Genomic DNA, 15,359 nt, shown 5'->3' with positions numbered 1-15,359 from the left:
GCGCTCCGCCGCCGACGAAGGAGACCCACGTGTCCACGGTTGACAGCTTCGGTGCGAAAAGCACCCTGACAGTCGGCAGCACCGACTACGAGATCTTCCGCCTCGACACCGTCCCCGGTTACGAGAAGCTCCCGTTCAGCCTCAAGGTGCTGCTCGAGAACCTCCTGCGCACCGAAGACGGTGCGAACGTGACCAAGGCTCAGATCGAGGCGCTCGGCTCCTGGAACCCGAACGCCGAGCCCGACACCGAGATCCAGTTCACGCCGGCACGCGTCGTCATGCAGGACTTCACCGGAGTGCCCTGCATCGTCGACCTCGCCACGATGCGCGAAGCCGTGGCGGGTCTGGGCGGCGACGCCGACAAGATCAACCCGCTCTCGCCGGCCGAGCTCGTCATCGACCACTCCGTCATCGCCGACCTGTTCGGCTCGGAGAACGCCCTCGAGCGCAACGTCGAGATCGAGTACGAGCGCAACGGGGAGCGTTACCAGTTCCTGCGCTGGGGCCAGACGGCGTTCGACGACTTCAAGGTCGTCCCCCCGGGCACCGGCATCGTGCACCAGGTCAACATCGAACACCTTGCCAAGGTCATCTACGACCGTGAGGTCGGCGGCGTGCTGCGCGCCTACCCGGACACGTGCGTCGGCACGGACTCGCATACCACGATGGTCAACGGCCTCGGCGTGCTCGGCTGGGGCGTCGGCGGCATCGAGGCCGAGGCCGCGATGCTCGGACAGCCGGTGTCGATGCTCATCCCGCGCGTCGTCGGCTTCAAGCTGACCGGCGACATCCCCGCCGGCGTCACCGCGACCGATGTCGTGCTCACGATCACCGAGATGCTGCGCCAGCACGGCGTCGTCGGCAAGTTCGTGGAGTTCTACGGCGCCGGTGTGGCGTCCGTCCCGCTGGCGAACCGCGCCACGATCGGCAACATGAGCCCCGAGTTCGGTTCGACCGCGGCGATGTTCCCCATCGACGACGTGACGCTGGACTACTTGCGCCTCACGGGCCGCAGCGAAGAGTCCGTCGCGCTCGTCGAGGCGTACTCGAAGCTGCAGGGCCTGTGGCACGACCCCTCGGTCGAGCCGGTCTTCAGCGAGTACATCGAGCTCGACCTGTCGACGGTCGTGCCCTCGATCGCCGGACCGAAGCGCCCGCAGGACCGCATCCTGCTCTCCGAAGCCAAGACGCAGTTCGAGAAGGACATCGTCAACTACGCCGTACCGCACGTATCGGACGACATCGTCGACCTCGAGTCGAAGCACTCATTCCCCGCGTCCGACCCGGGTGCTGTGCCCGGCGAAGAAGAGGTCGACACGCGCGACGTGCACATCTCGAGCGGCGGGCCCGCCGCGGCATCCAAGCCCGTCAAGGTCACGACGCCTGACGGGCTGAACTACACGCTCGACCACGGCGCGGTCACCCTCGCCGCGATCACGTCGTGCACCAACACGTCGAACCCGTCCGTCATGCTCGCGGCCGGTCTTCTGGCGCGCAACGCGCTGCAGAAGGGTCTCAAGCAGAAGCCGTGGGTCAAGACGACGCTCGGCCCCGGCTCGAAGGTCGTCACCGACTACTACGAGAAGTCCGGTCTCGACAAGGCGCTCGAGGGTCTCGGCTTCTTCACGGTCGGCTACGGCTGCACGATCTGCATCGGCAACTCGGGCCCGCTCATCGACGAGGTCTCGCACGCCGTCAACGAGCACGACCTCGCCGTGACGGCCGTGCTGTCGGGTAACCGCAACTTCGAGGGCAGGATCAGCCCCGACGTGAAGATGAACTACCTCGCGTCGCCGCCGCTCGTCGTCGCCTACGCCCTCGCCGGTTCGATGCACTTCGACTTCGAGACCGACCCGCTCGGGCAGGACCACGACGGCAACGACGTGTTCCTGAAGGACATCTGGCCCTCGCCCGAAGAGGTGCAGGCCACGATCAACTCGTCGATCTCGCGCGAGCAGTTCATCAAGCAGTACGCCACGGTGTTCGAAGGCGATGAGCGCTGGAAGAGCCTGCCGACTCCGGATGACTCGGTCTTCCAGTGGGATGAGAACTCGACGTACGTGCGCAAGGCGCCGTACTTCGACGGCATGACGATGGAGCTCACGCCCGTCAAGGACATCACGGGCGCCCGCGTCATGGCGACGCTCGGCGACTCCGTCACGACCGACCACATCAGCCCCGCGGGCAACATCAAGATCGGCACGCCGGCCGCGAAGTACCTCGAAGAACACGGTGTCCGCCAGAAGGACTTCAACTCCTTCGGCTCGCGTCGCGGCAACCACGAGGTCATGATCCGCGGCACGTTCGCCAACATCCGCCTGAAGAACCTGCTCGTGAGTGCGGTCAACGACGGCGCTGTCGTCGAGGGCGGCTACACGCGCGACTTCACGCAGGAGGGCGGCCCGCAGTCGTTCATCTACGACGCGTGCATGAACTACCAGGAGCAGGGCACTCCGCTCGTCGTCTTCGGCGGCAAGGAGTACGGCTCCGGCTCGTCGCGTGACTGGGCGGCCAAGGGAACGAGCCTGCTCGGCGTCAAGGCCGTCATCACCGAGAGCTTCGAGCGCATCCACCGCTCGAACCTCATCGGCATGGGCGTCGTCCCGCTGCAGTTCCCCGCCGGCCAGAGCTGGGAGTCGCTGGGCCTTGACGGCACCGAGATCGTCTCGATCACGGGCCTCGAGCAGCTGAACGAGGGCATCACGCCCAAGACGGTCAAGGTCACGGCCACGCCGAGCGAGTTCTCACCCGAGGGCAAGCAGACCGTCGAGTTCGACGCCGTCGTGCGCATCGACACGCCGGGTGAGGCGGACTACTACCGCAACGGCGGCATCCTGCAGTACGTGCTTCGTTCGCTCGTCTGATTCGGAACAACAGAAGGTCCCGGGCGGGAAGGCTCCGGGACCTTCTGCTGTTCCGCATGAGGGACACGTAGAATCTAGGGATGCCGCGAGCGGCGGCATCCGCTCACGAAGGGCATACACGGCATGGGTCTTCTTCAGTCGATCCGCGGGCCACGCGATCTCGACGCCCTTTCGACGGAGCAGTTGGAAGAGCTCGCCGGCGAAGTCCGCGCATTCCTGATTGAGAACGTCGCCCGAACGGGCGGGCACCTCGGTCCCAACCTCGGTGTCGTCGAGCTCACGATCGCGCTGCACCGCGTCTTCGATTCCCCGAACGATCCCGTCATCTTCGACACGGGGCATCAGTCCTACGTGCACAAGCTGCTCACGGGCCGCCAGGACTTCTCTCAGCTGCGCACGCGTGGCGGACTCGCGGGCTACCCGCAGCGGTCCGAGAGCTCTCATGACGTCGTGGAGTCCTCGCACGCTTCCAGTTCGCTGAGCTGGGCCGACGGCCTCTCGCGCGCGCTCACACGCACGGGGCATGACGACCGGCATGTCGTCGCCGTCGTCGGCGACGGCGCCCTCACCGGCGGCATGACGTGGGAAGCCCTCAACAACATCTCGGATGACAACGACCGCAATCTCGTCATCATCGTCAACGACAACGGCCGCTCCTACGCGCCGACGATCGGCGGAATGGCGCGGTACCTCAACCGCGTGCGCACCGCCGAGACCTATCGGCAGCTGCACGAGGGCTCGGCGACGCTCTTCCGCAAGCTCGGACCCGCCGCGCGCGCGCTCTACCGCGGTGTGCGCGGCGGAACTCACGGGTTCCTCTCGCGCTTCACGAACAACACCGAGCTGTACTCGAACCTCGACATCAAGTACCTCGGTCCTGTCGACGGGCACGACCTCGAGACGCTCATCGAGACCCTCGAGCTGGCGAAGTCCTACGGCGCACCCGTCATCGTGCACGCGATCACCGAGAAGGGTCGCGGGTACCAGCCCGCGCGCGACGACGAAGCCGACCAGTTCCACGCCGTGGGCCGCATCGACCCCGTCTCGGGGCGACCGGTCGGGTCCGCGTCGAGTCTCGGCTGGACCGACGTGTTCGCCGACGAGCTCGTTGCGCTCGGCGAAGAGCACGACGAACTGATCGGGATCACGGCGGCGATGCTGCGCCCGACCGGCCTGCTGCCCTTCGCGCAGCGCTTTCCCGACCGCGTGTACGACGTCGGCATCGCCGAGCAGCATGCCGTCGCCTCGGCGGCAGGTCTCGCCTATGGCGGGCTGCACCCGGTCGTCGCGATCTACGCGACGTTCGTGAACCGCGCCTTCGACCAGGTGCTGATGGATGTCGCACTGCACAAGGCGGGGGTGACGTTCGTGCTCGACCGGGCCGGCGTGACGGGCCCCGACGGGCCGAGCCACCACGGCATCTGGGATCTGGCGATGCTGCAGATCGTGCCGAACGTCCGCATCGCCGCTCCGCGCGACGAAGCCCGCCTGCGCGAAGAGTTGCGCGAAGCCGTCGCCGTCGACGACGCCCCCACCGTCATCCGCTACCCCAAGGGCTCGGTGAGCCCTGAACTGCCCGCCCTCGAGCGACTGCCCGACGGTGTCGACGTTCTCGCCCGCGACGGCGCACAGGACGTGCTCATCGTCGGCATCGGCCCCATGGCTCACCTCGCTGTCGATGTCGCCGAGCGCCTTCGCGCGCAGGGGATCGGCGCGACCGTCGTCGACCCGCGGTGGGTCGTGCCGGTGCAGCCGTCGATCATCGAGCTGGCGGCATCCCACCGCCTCGTCATCACGATCGAAGACGGCATCCGCGTCGGCGGGATCGGCACGCGCGTGCGCCAGGTGCTGCGCGAAGCGGGCGTCGATACGGCGGTCGATGAGCTGGGGCTTCCCGCAGAGTTCATCGACCACGCCTCACGCGAGCAGATCTTCGAGGATGCCGGGCTGACGCCCGCCAAGATCGCGCACGACATCGTGGCTCAGGTGCTCGGCACCCGTATCCCCGTCGCTCGTCCGGCGACGTCCGAGATCCCGACGCTCACCGACTGGCAGCGTTCGCACCGCGCCTGATGCGCATACGGCAGCGGCCCCGAGCCGAAGCCCGGGGCCGCCGTTGACGTGCTGTCAGGCGCTCACGCCGCGGATGGGCGGGTGGTGGAACGTGTCACCGAAGACGCGCTCCGACGCCCCCTCGCGATCGAGGTACGGCGACGCGCCGCCGTCGATGAACGGCCAGCCGGCCCCGAGGATGAGGCACAGGTCGATGTCCTCGACCTCGGGCACCACACCCTCGTCGAGCATGATCTTCATCTCCTGTGCGAGGCCGTCCTGCACACGGCGCAGGATCGTGAGGGCCGACGCGGGCGACGACCCGACGTGGCCCTTGATCGTCTTCTCTGCGGCCTTGGTGAACCCTGTGACGCGACCGCCCTTGTCTTTTTCGACGACGGCGGGGAGCTCTGCCAGTGCGTGGAAGTTCTCGTTCGCGTAGAACCGGTCGGGGAACGCACGCACCATCGTGTCCTGCACGTGCGCGGCGACCTTCCATCCCACGAGATCGATCAGCTGGAAGGGGCCCATCGGCAGTCCGAGCGGGCCGAAGGCCTTCTCGACGTCGGCGACGGGCGTGCCTTCGTAGACGGCCCGCGCGGCTTCGCCCATGACCTTCGCCAAGAGCCGGTTGACGACGAACCCGGGCGCGTCGGCGGTGAGCACGGCGTTCTTGCCGAGCCCACGTGCCACGACGAACGCGGTCGAGAGAGCGGCATCCGAGGTCTGAGGCGTCTTGACGATCTCGATGAGCGGCATGACGGCGACCGGGTTGAAGAAGTGGAAGCCGACGAGACGCTCGGGGTGCGTGAGCTTGGCGCCGATCTCTTGGACCGACAGCGACGACGTGTTCGTTGCGAGGATGGCGTCTTCGGCGACGATGCCCTCGAGCTCGCCGAAGACGGCCTGCTTGACGCCGACCTCTTCGAAGACGGCCTCGATGACGAAGTCGCAGTCGGCGTACTGGCTCTTGTCGACGGTGCCCGTGACGAGGGCGCGCAGCCGGTTGGCGGCGTCGCCGTCGAGACGGCCCTTGGTCTCGAGCTTCGCAATCTCGTCGTGGATGTACGCGATTCCCTTGTCGACGCGCGCCTGGTCGAGGTCGGTGATGAGCACCGGCACCTGCAGCTTGCGCACGAACAGCAGCGCGAATTGCGATGCCATGAGCCCGGCGCCGACGATGCCGACCTTGGTCACGGGTTTGGCGAGCGCCTTGTCCGGAGCGCCGACGGGGCGCTTGGCGCGCTTCTGCACGAGGTCGAAGGCGTACATGGATGCCGCGAACTGATCGCCCGTCACGAGCTCTGCCAGTGCGTCGTCCTCACGCGCGAATCCCTCGGCCTTCGTGCCGCTCCTGGCCTTGTCGAGCAGGTCCAGCGCGACGTAGGGGGAGCGGGGGACGGTGCCGATCTTGGACTCGAGCATGCCGCGCGCCATCTTGATCGCGATCGGCCACTTCGTCAGTCGCTCGATCTTGCCCGGCTCGTTCTTGCGGTCGACCTTGATGGTGCCCGAGAGCACGCCGTCGGCCCACCGCAGCGAGTCCTCGAGGTAGTTGCCCGCGGGGAAGATCGCGTCCATGATGCCCAGGTCGAAGGCCTGCGTCGGCTTGAGCATGCGGTTCTGCTTGAGCGGGTTCGAGATGACGACCTCGAGGGCGTTCTCGATGCCGATGAGATTGGGCAGCAGGTACGCGCCGCCCCACCCCGGGATGATGCCGAGGAAGACCTCGGGCAGCGCGATCGCCGCCGCCGAGGAATCCACCGTGCGGTATGTCGCGTTCAGGGCGATCTCGAGGCCGCCGCCGAGGGCGAGCCCATTGACGAACGCGAACGAGGGGACGCCGAGCTCGGCGAGGGAGCCGAACACCTTGTGCCCGAGCTGCGCGATGAGCTTCGCGTTCTCTTTCGATCCGAGCTTCGAGATGTCGGACAGGTCGGCGCCGGCGGCGAGGATGTACTGCTTGCCCGTGATGCCCACGGCCTGGATCTCGCCCGCGGTCGCCCGCGCCTTCAGCGAGGCCAGCGTCTCACCGAGTTCGGTCAGCGTCGCCGGGCCCAGGGTGTTCGGCCGTGTGTGGTCGCGCCCGTTGTCGAGCGTGATGAGCGCGAGCGTCTTGCCCGAGGGCAGGAGCACGTCCCGCACGCGGGAGTGTGTGATCACTTCGTCGCCGGCGAGGGCCTGGATGGGAGAGAAGTCGATGTCGTCGTAGTTCGTCATTCGTCCGTACCCTTACTTTCGCTTCTTGCCGTCGTAGTGGGGGTTCTCCCAGATGACCGAACCGCCCTGTCCGAGGCCGACGCACATCGCGGTGAGGCCGTAGCGCACGTCAGGACGCTCGGCGAACTGCGCCGCGAGCTGGATCATGAGGCGCACACCGGATGCGGCAAGCGGGTGGCCGAACGCGATCGCGCCGCCCCACGGGTTGACGCGGGGATCGTCGTCGGCGATGCCGAAGTGGTCGAGCAGTGAGATGACCTGGACGGCGAACGCCTCGTTCAACTCGAACAGGCCGATGTCGCCGATCGTGAGGCCGGCCTTCTTGAGCGCCTTCTCGGTCGAGGGAATCGGCCCGATGCCCATGATCTCGGGCTGCACGCCGGCGAAGGCGAAGGACACGAGCCGCATCTTGGGGGAGAGACCGAGCTCCTTGACGGCCCGCCCTCCGGCCAGCAGCGACATCGTCGCGCCGTCGGTGAGCGGCGACGACGTTCCCGCCGTCACGCGCCCGTGGGGGCGGAACGGCGTCTTGAGGGCCGCGAGGTCGTCCATCGTGGTCTGCGGGCGACGGCCTTCGTCTTCGGTCGCGAGCGCCCAGGCGCCGTCTGCGTCTTTGACGGCCACCGAGACGAGATCCGGCTGGATCTTGCCGGCGTCGTAGGCGGCTTGCACCTTGTGCTGGCTGAGCATGCCGAAGCGGTCAGAGCGCTCCTTCGTCAGCTGCGGGAACCGGTCGAAGATGCGCTCGGCGGTGACGCCCATGTTGAGCGCGCCCGGGTCGACCATCTTCTCGGCCACGAACCGCGGGTTCGGGTCGGCGTTCGTGCCGATCGGGTGATGCCCCATGTGCTCGACACCGCCCGCGAGAGCGATGTCATACATGCCGACGCCGATCGAGCCCGCCATCGTCGTGACACTCGTCATAGCGCCCGCGCACATGCGATCGATCGCGAATCCGGGGACGGTCTGCGGCAGTCCCGCGAGGATCGCGACCGACCGGCCGAGCGTGAGCCCCTGGTCTCCGGTCTGCGATGTCGCGGCGATGGCGACGTCATCGACGCGGTCCGCGGGAACGCTCGGGTTGCGTTCCATGAGTCCGATCGTCGCCTTTACGGCGAGGTCATCGGAACGAGTGTTCCAGTACATGCCCTTCTCGCCGGCGCGCCCGAAGGGGGTGCGCATTCCGTCGACGAAGAAGACGTCTGAGATCTCGGCCACTGAAGCCTCCAAGAGAGTGTCGGATGAGTTCAGCCTACGAACCGGCCCGCTCCCGCGGGCAAACGGGTGGGGAGAATCTACGAAGCCGCGTCCGAGCCTGACGAGCCCGGTTGCACGGAACCCACAAAAGCATCCGCGATCCGCTGTGCAGTTTCCTCAATCTGCCAGCGGCGGGCGCCGAGCGCCTCGAGCGCTGTCGCGATGGATGCCGCATTCCACTCCTGCGGCGGGGACCACGCTATCCGGCGCAGCGTATCCGGCGTCAGCAGATTCTCCATCGGCATGTTCAGCTCTTCGGCGCGCGCTTCGAGAATCGGGCGCACCGCCTTGAGCCGTGCATCCGCTTCGGGGTTGCGATCGGACCACGCGCGCGGCGGCGGCAGCGAGTCGCCGCCACGAGCGCGCTCGAGCGGCAAGTCTGTCGTCGTGCGCCCCTCTTCGATCGCAGCCCACCAGCGATCGAGCTGCGAGCGGCTCGCGCGACCGGTGAACTCCTTGACGCGGGCGAGCGCCTGCTTGCTGTCGGGCTCGGCGAGGACAGCGGCCACGAGCGCTCGATCGGGCACGAGACGGCCCGGAGAGACATCCTCGTCGCGGGCGAACTCCTCACGTGCGGTCCACAGGGCGCGCGCGACGGCGAGGTTGCGGCGCCCGCGCACGGTGTGGAGGCCGCTCAGGCGACGCCACCGTTCTTCGCGCGGCGGCTTCGGCGTGCGCTCGAGCGTCGCCTGGAACTCCTCGGCGGCGATCTCGGTCTTGTTCTGTGCGACGAGCTCGTCGACGAGCACGTCGCGCACATCCACGAGGTGCTCGACATCGAGGGCGGCGTACTCGAGCCAGGATTGGGGGAGCGGCCGTGTCGACCAGTCGGCGGCGGAGTGCGCTTTCGCGAGCGTGATCCCGAGCGTGTCCTCGACGAGAGCGCCGAGCCCCACCCGTTCGTGACCGAGCAGGCGGGCAGCCAGCTCGGTGTCGAACAGTCGCGCGGGCTCGAGCCCGGCCTCACGCAGAGACGGCAGGTCCTGACTCGCGGCGTGCAGAATCCACTCCTCGCCGCCGATGACCTCCTGCAGGGGTGTGAGGTCGCCGATCGCCGGCGGGTCGAAGAGGAACACGCCCGCGTCACGGCGGAACACCTGTACGAGGTAGGCGCGTTGCGAGTAGCGGAACCCTGAGGCGCGTTCCACATCGACGGCGACCGGGCCTGTCCCTGCGGCGAGGGTGTCGAGGGCGCGGGACAGACCGGCGGCCTCCTCGATGACGACATACTCAGTCACGTGTTGACCGGCGATTTGCGAGCATCGCGATTCCTTCCGATCCGGGCGGCAGCCCGGCGAGCATGCAGGTGAGTTCGGCCCATGCCTCGATGTGCGGACCGAGGGGGCCTTCCGGCGACCACGAGGCGCGCAGCTCGATCTGTGCGCCCTCTCCCTCGGCCGCGAGCGAGCCGAAGCCCTTCGAGAGGGTCGTGGTGGCCGTGCCGGATTCCGAGTGGAAGCCGGCATGCCGCGACGCGAGCGCGTCGGTGAGCCATGCCCACGCGACGTCGGCGAGCATCGGATCGACCCCGATGTCGCGTTCGAGCGGGGCCTGCGCGAAGCAGACGATCCGCCACGGGCCGTTCCACGGCGCGGGCTCGTCGGGGTCGTGCAGCAGGATGAAGCGCCCCGTGCCGAAGGGCGAATCCTCGGCGCCGGGCTCGGGTCGCACATCGCCGGCGAGGGCGATGGCGTCGGGAGCGAGACCTGTCGGCGCGGGAATCTCGCGCACCGACAAGTCATCCCGGAATCGGGTGTCGCGCACCTCGTCGGCCGCGTGGGCGAACGACGAGGTGGACGCGGGAGGACGCTGGTCTGCCACGCGGACAGACTAGAGTGAGGCCTCGATGCGCGCTCACAGGCGCGCCGCTAACCGCGGCGCATCCCCTCGGTACCTCCCCGGCGTCCGCGTCGGACTGCTGTTCGTGTCGACGGCCGCAGCGGGAGCCATGGCCATGCTGGTGGCCGCGGCAGCCCGCGTCGCGCGCCTCGTCGTCACCCCCGCAGCCCGCGTGACCGACACGCGGATCCTGGCCCTCGACACGGCTGCTCAGACCGTCACGCTCGAGCGAACGGCCGACACGGTGCTGCCCGGTCGCTACGGACTCTTCCCGGCCGACCCGTCGGGGTACGTGAAGCTCGGCTCGGTGCTGTCCGAGGATGACACGAGCGTGACCCGAAAACTGCTCACCCACGTCGGCTCCGACACCACGGTGCCCGCCGACGCGGCTTTCAGCGGCTGGTACTACGAGCGCCCCGAAGAGCTGCACCTGCCGTTCACGCCGGAACTCATCGGCTCGACGGTCGGACCCTGCCCGGCATGGCTGTTCCCCAGCGGAGGCGGCGACGTGTGGGTCGTGCAGATCCACGGTCGCGGCACGACCCGGTCGGAGTGCCTACGCGCGGTCCCCGTCTTCCACGCTCTCGGCATCACGAGCCTCGTGGTGTCGTACCGCAACGACGGCGAAGCGCCCCGCAGCCGCAGCGGCACCTACACGCTCGGCGCGACCGAGTGGAGCGACATCGACGACGCGATCGGCTTCGCGCGGGGTCGCGGCGCGAAGCGCGTCATCCTGATGGGGTGGTCGATGGGCGGCGCGGTCGCGCTGCAGGCAGAGCTCAGTTCGGCCCATCGCGACATCATCGCGGGACTGATCCTCGAGTCGCCGGTCATCGACTGGCGCGTCGTCCTGAACTATCAGGCGGAGCTTCAGCGCATTCCGCCCGCCGTGGCGGGCCTCGCGCTGCAAGCTCTGCGACACGGGTGGGCGACGCCCGCCACGCGCAGGGGGTCGGCGATCCCGTTCGACCGGCTGGATGTCATCGCGCGCGCCGCCGAGCTGCGGCATCCGATCCTCATCCTGCATTCCGACGACGATGGCTTCGTGCCCTCGGATGCCTCGCACGATCTGCTCGTCGCGCGGCCCGACCTCGTCGAGCTCGAGGTTTTCGAGGTCGCGCGGCACACGAAGCTGTGGAACTACGACCAGGAGCGGTGGAGCACGCGCATCCGGACGTGGCTCGCAGCGCAGGGCCTCTCGGTCGAGAGCGACGGCTGACGGCGGCTCAGCCGGCCGCGCGCTTGGCGCGCACCTGGCGCTTCGAGCGCAGCAGCATGCCCGTCATGCCGGCGATGCGCAGCGGTGAGACGGCGCGGGTCAGGCCGATGCTCTGCGGGTAGTCCTCGGGGATCGCGAGCACCTCGTCGGCGCTCAGGCCCGTGATGCCCTGCGCCAGGATGCTGGCGAAGCCGCGCGTCGTGGGAGCTTCGGGCGGCGCGGTCGCATGCATCGCGACGATGTCGTCGTCATCGACGTCGACGACGATGTACACGGGGGACTGGCACTCCGCGACGCGCTCCTGGAGCTCGGGATGCCCTTCGTACTTCTCGGGCACGGGCGGCAGCTCGTACGAGAACTCCAGCAGCAGCTGCAGGCGGTCGGATTCGGGCAGCTCGAGGAACTCGTCGCGGATCTCGGCGAGGGTGGCAGGCAGCATCTGATCGCTCATCGCGGGGCGGGAGCCTCACCCGGCTCGGAGCCGGTCACGATCGGCACGCGGACGGCGCTGCCCCATTCGGTCCACGAGCCGTCGTAGTTGCGCACGTCGTCGAAGCCGAGCAGATGCTTGAGCACGAACCACGTGTGGCTCGAGCGCTCGCCGATGCGGCAGTACGCCACGATGGGCTCACCGTCGGTGAGGCCAGCCTCGTCACGGTAGATCGCGTCGAGTTCCGCGCGCGGGCGGAAGCCACCGTCCTCGGCGACGGCGCGACCCCACGGCACGCTCTGCGCGGACGGGATGTGACCGGCGCGCAGAGCACCCTCTTCGGGGTACGCGGGCGCCGTCGTGCGCGTGCCGTCGTACTCCTCGGGGGAGCGCACGTCGATCAGCGGGTGGCCGAAGTGGGCGAGGACGTCGTCCTTATACGCACGAAGCGCTGTGTCGTCGCGTTCGACGACGGGGTAGTCGGTGGTCGCGCGGGCCGGAGCCTCGGTCGTCAGCGGGCGCCCTTCGGCGATCCATCGATCGCGCCCGCCGTCGAGCAGCCGCACGTCCTCGTGACCGAAGAGCGAGAACACCCACAGCGCGTAGGCGGCCCACCAGTTGTTCTTGTCGCCGTAAATGACGACCGTGTCCTCGCGCGAGATGCCCTTGCGGCTGAGCAGATCGGCGAAGCCCGCTCCGTCGATGTAGTCGCGCACGACCGGATCATTGAGCTCGGTGTGCCAGTCGATCTTGACGGCGCCGGGGATGTGACCCGTCTCGTAGAGCAGCACGTCTTCGTCGGACTCGACGACGACGAGCCCCGGAAGACCCAGTCGCTCCTCGAGCCAGTCGCCGCTCACCAGCCGCCCGGGCGCGGCGTACTCGGCGAACTTGGGCGATGACGTGTCGAACTCGACGGCCACGGAGCTCCTCGGGGTCGGGAATCGCGGAAGGGACGGCGTAGGGTTGAACCGCCCTTCGACCCTATAGATTCCCGGGCGGGGGAGTGCATCCGCCCGTCACACCTCACGAGGATCCGCATGACCACGCCCGCCACCGGGATCGTCCGCCTCACCGAACGATCTCCGCAGCTGAGCGGCGCCGAGATGGTCGCAGCGCTCGTGCCGCCGCCGCAGTTCGCCGACGCGACGTTCGACACGTACCGCACGGACGCCGCCTATCCCTCGCAGCAAGAGGCCAAGGACCGCCTGATGTCGTTCTCGGGCATGGGCGCGCCCGGCGCGAAGGGCGGCTTGTTCCGCCGCGCGAAGCGCCCACCGGCGCTCAAGCCGGGCGTCTACCTCGATGGCGGCTTCGGTGTCGGAAAAACCCACCTGCTGGCATCCGTCTATCACGCCCTTCCGGCCCGCCGGAAGTACTTCGGCTCGTTCATCGAGTACACGGCGCTCGTCGGCGCGATCGGCTACCAGAACACCGTCGAGCTGTTCCGAGGCGCCGATCTGCTCTGCATCGACGAGTTCGAACTCGACGATCCGGGCGACACGATGGTGATGACGCGGCTGTTGGGCGAGCTCGTCTCGTCGGGCACGCGCCTCGCGGCGACGTCGAACACTCCGCCCAATGCGCTCGGTGAGGGCCGCTTCGCGGCGCAGGACTTCCTGCGCGAGATCCACGCGATGGCCGCGAGCTTCGACACGCTGCGCATCGACGGCGTCGACTTCCGCCAGCGTGCCCTCGACGGACACGCCGCCGTGATGAGCGATGCACAGTACGAGGCGGCGATCGCCGACGCCGCGACGCAGGGTGTCGCCGCGGACGACAGCTTCGAAGAGCTCGTCTCGCACCTGGCTCGGGTGCATCCGTCGCGGTACATCCGCCTCATCGACGGCGTCTCGACGATCGGGCTGCGCGATGTCGCGCCTTTCACCGATCAGTCTTCGGCGCTGCGCTTCGTCGCCTTCATCGACCGCGTCTACGACGCGCAGCTTCCGATCCGGGCGACGGGGGTCTCCCTCGACCTCGTCTTCCCCGACGAGATGCTCGCGGGCGGGTACCGCAAGAAGTACCTGCGCGCCATCTCGCGCCTCGTCGCCTCGACGCTCGCCTGACGCGAAACGTGATGTTCACACGCGCGCGGTCGCTGTAACCGACGCGAAACGCGCGACGCACGTCGCCGGAAACGCGCACTGGTCACACTGACGTCAGTGCGAGGCGATCCCGACGTCGCGATCGCCTCGCCTCTTCGTCACCCGACTGATGCGAGGTAACACCATGGATGCACCCGGCAACATCGCGTGGGCCGTCACTGCGACCGCCTTCGTCCTTCTCATGACGCCGGGAGTGGCGTTCTTCTATGGAGGACTCGTCAAAGCCAAGAGCGTCGTCAGCATGATGATGATGAGCTTCGGTGCCATCGGTCTCGTGGGCGTCCTGTGGATCCTGTTCGGGTTCAACATGAGTGCCGTCGACTCGCCCACGGCCTTCGCCGGCAACCCGTTCAGCGATTTCGCGCTGAACGGACTCGCGTCGGGGGAGGACGCCAACGTGGGCCTCCTGGGGGTCGCGTACAGCGGAACGTTCGCGATCATCACGGTCGCGCTCATCTCGGGCGCGATCGCCGACCGGGCCAAGTTCGGCTCGTGGATGATCTTCGCGGGCCTGTTCGCGACGCTCGTGTACTTTCCCGTCGCGGCGTGGGTGTGGGGCGGCGGCTGGGTGCACGAGCTCGGCACGACCCTCTTCGGCGCAGACAGCGGCGTCGCCGTCATCGACTACGCCGGTGGCACCGCCGTGCACATCAACGCGGGCGCCGCGGCTCTTGCCCTCGCCCTCGTGCTCGGCAAGCGCATCGGGTTCCAGAAGGGCATCCTCAAGCCCCACAACGTCCCACTCACGCTGCTGGGTGCCGCGCTGCTGTGGTTCGGCTGGTTCGGCTTCAACGCCGGTGCCGAATGGCTCTCAGAAGACATGGGCGGCGTCGGACTCATCGCGATCAACACCCTCGGTGCGACAGCCGCGTCGGTCATCGGCTGGATCGTCGTCGAGAAGCTCAAAGACGGCAAGCCCACCTCGGTCGGAGCCGCATCGGGCGCCGTGGCAGGACTCGTCGCGATCACCCCGGCCTGCGCGAACCTCACACCCGGTTGGGCCTTGCTGCTCGGTGCGATCACCGGCGTCGCCTGCGCCTTCGCTATCGAGCTGAAGTTCCGCGTCGGCTTCGACGACTCGCTCGACGTCGTGGGCATCCACCTTGCCGGCGGTCTGATCGGCACCGTGTTCCTGGGCTTCTTCGCCACCGAGACGGGTCTGCTCGTCGGCGGTGGGTTCGAGCAGCTGATCGTCCAGGTCATCGCCGTCATCGGCGTGCTGCTGTACTCGCTCGTCGTGGCCTTCATCCTGGGCTTCGCGATCGAGAAGACGATCGGTTTCCGCGTGAAGGACGAAGACGAACTCGCCGGTGTGGACACCGTCGTGCACGGCGAGGAGGGCTACCTGCTCGAAGCACGGGTGTGACGAA

11 protein-coding genes are annotated in these 15,359 nt (G+C 68.2%); 5 read left to right on the top strand and 6 right to left on the bottom strand.

The features are described 5' to 3' along the window. The first annotated feature begins 29 nt into the window (after positions 1–29). Together acnA and dxs are read left to right on the top strand one after the other, a co-directional pair. Positions 30–2,864 carry an aconitate hydratase AcnA gene (acnA, locus tag AC25YV_RS07235; protein ID WP_488123160.1) on the top strand — a complete coding sequence of 945 codons (2,835 nt, stop codon included), beginning with the start codon at positions 30–32 and terminating at the stop codon, positions 2,862–2,864. Positions 2,865–2,987: 123 nt separating this feature from the next. Then, positions 2,988–4,937, top strand: coding sequence for a 1-deoxy-D-xylulose-5-phosphate synthase (gene dxs / locus AC25YV_RS07230; protein WP_488123159.1), 1,950 nt, complete (start codon positions 2,988–2,990; stop codon positions 4,935–4,937). 54 nt (positions 4,938–4,991) lie between these two features. On the opposite strand, the gene AC25YV_RS07225 is transcribed toward dxs, so the two are convergent. The 4 genes from AC25YV_RS07225 to AC25YV_RS07210 form a co-directional block, all read right to left on the bottom strand. Continuing rightward, positions 4,992–7,136 carry a 3-hydroxyacyl-CoA dehydrogenase NAD-binding domain-containing protein gene (locus AC25YV_RS07225; protein WP_488123158.1) on the bottom strand — a complete coding sequence of 715 codons (2,145 nt, stop codon included), beginning with the start codon at positions 7,134–7,136 and terminating at the stop codon, positions 4,992–4,994. Between the two features lie 12 nt (positions 7,137–7,148). Continuing rightward, positions 7,149–8,354, bottom strand: coding sequence for a thiolase family protein (locus AC25YV_RS07220; RefSeq protein WP_488123157.1), 1,206 nt, complete (start codon positions 8,352–8,354; stop codon positions 7,149–7,151). A gap of 77 nt (positions 8,355–8,431) precedes the next feature. Further along, complete coding sequence (locus AC25YV_RS07215; protein WP_488123156.1) at positions 8,432–9,631, bottom strand: ribonuclease D; 1,200 nt, start codon at positions 9,629–9,631, stop codon at positions 8,432–8,434. Then, entirely contained in the window at positions 9,624–10,214 is a 591-nt protein-coding gene (locus AC25YV_RS07210) for a DUF3000 domain-containing protein (RefSeq protein ID WP_488123155.1), read from the bottom strand. Before AC25YV_RS07210 ends, AC25YV_RS07215 begins: the two co-directional genes overlap by 8 nt. Positions 10,215–10,239: 25 nt before the next feature. On the opposite strand from AC25YV_RS07210, the gene AC25YV_RS07205 reads away from it, so the two are divergent. Continuing rightward, on the top strand, positions 10,240–11,451 hold the full coding sequence (locus AC25YV_RS07205; protein WP_488123154.1) for an alpha/beta hydrolase family protein: 1,212 nt from the start codon (positions 10,240–10,242) through the stop codon (positions 11,449–11,451). Between the two features lie 7 nt (positions 11,452–11,458). Here the strand turns inward: AC25YV_RS07205 and AC25YV_RS07200 are convergent, their stop codons facing one another. Together AC25YV_RS07200 and AC25YV_RS07195 are read right to left on the bottom strand one after the other, a co-directional pair. Next, positions 11,459–11,902: a SufE family protein gene (locus tag AC25YV_RS07200; protein ID WP_488123153.1), complete on the bottom strand. Its 444-nt coding sequence runs from the start codon at positions 11,900–11,902 to the stop codon at positions 11,459–11,461. Beyond that, entirely contained in the window at positions 11,899–12,804 is a 906-nt protein-coding gene (locus tag AC25YV_RS07195; RefSeq protein ID WP_488123152.1) for a sulfurtransferase, read from the bottom strand. Before AC25YV_RS07195 ends, AC25YV_RS07200 begins: the two co-directional genes overlap by 4 nt. A 117-nt stretch (positions 12,805–12,921) precedes the next feature. On the opposite strand from AC25YV_RS07195, the gene zapE reads away from it, so the two are divergent. Continuing rightward, positions 12,922–13,950 carry a cell division protein ZapE gene (gene zapE, locus AC25YV_RS07190; protein WP_488123151.1) on the top strand — a complete coding sequence of 343 codons (1,029 nt, stop codon included), beginning with the start codon at positions 12,922–12,924 and terminating at the stop codon, positions 13,948–13,950. 163 nt (positions 13,951–14,113) lie between these two features. Then, entirely contained in the window at positions 14,114–15,355 is a 1,242-nt protein-coding gene (locus tag AC25YV_RS07185) for an ammonium transporter (protein ID WP_488123431.1), read from the top strand. Positions 15,356–15,359: the final 4 nt, after the last annotated feature.

Source organism: Microbacterium sp. Y832, assembly GCF_057669765.1.
The sequence above is the reverse complement of the archived record's forward strand: the minus strand, read 5'-3'. Positions and strand labels throughout refer to the sequence as shown.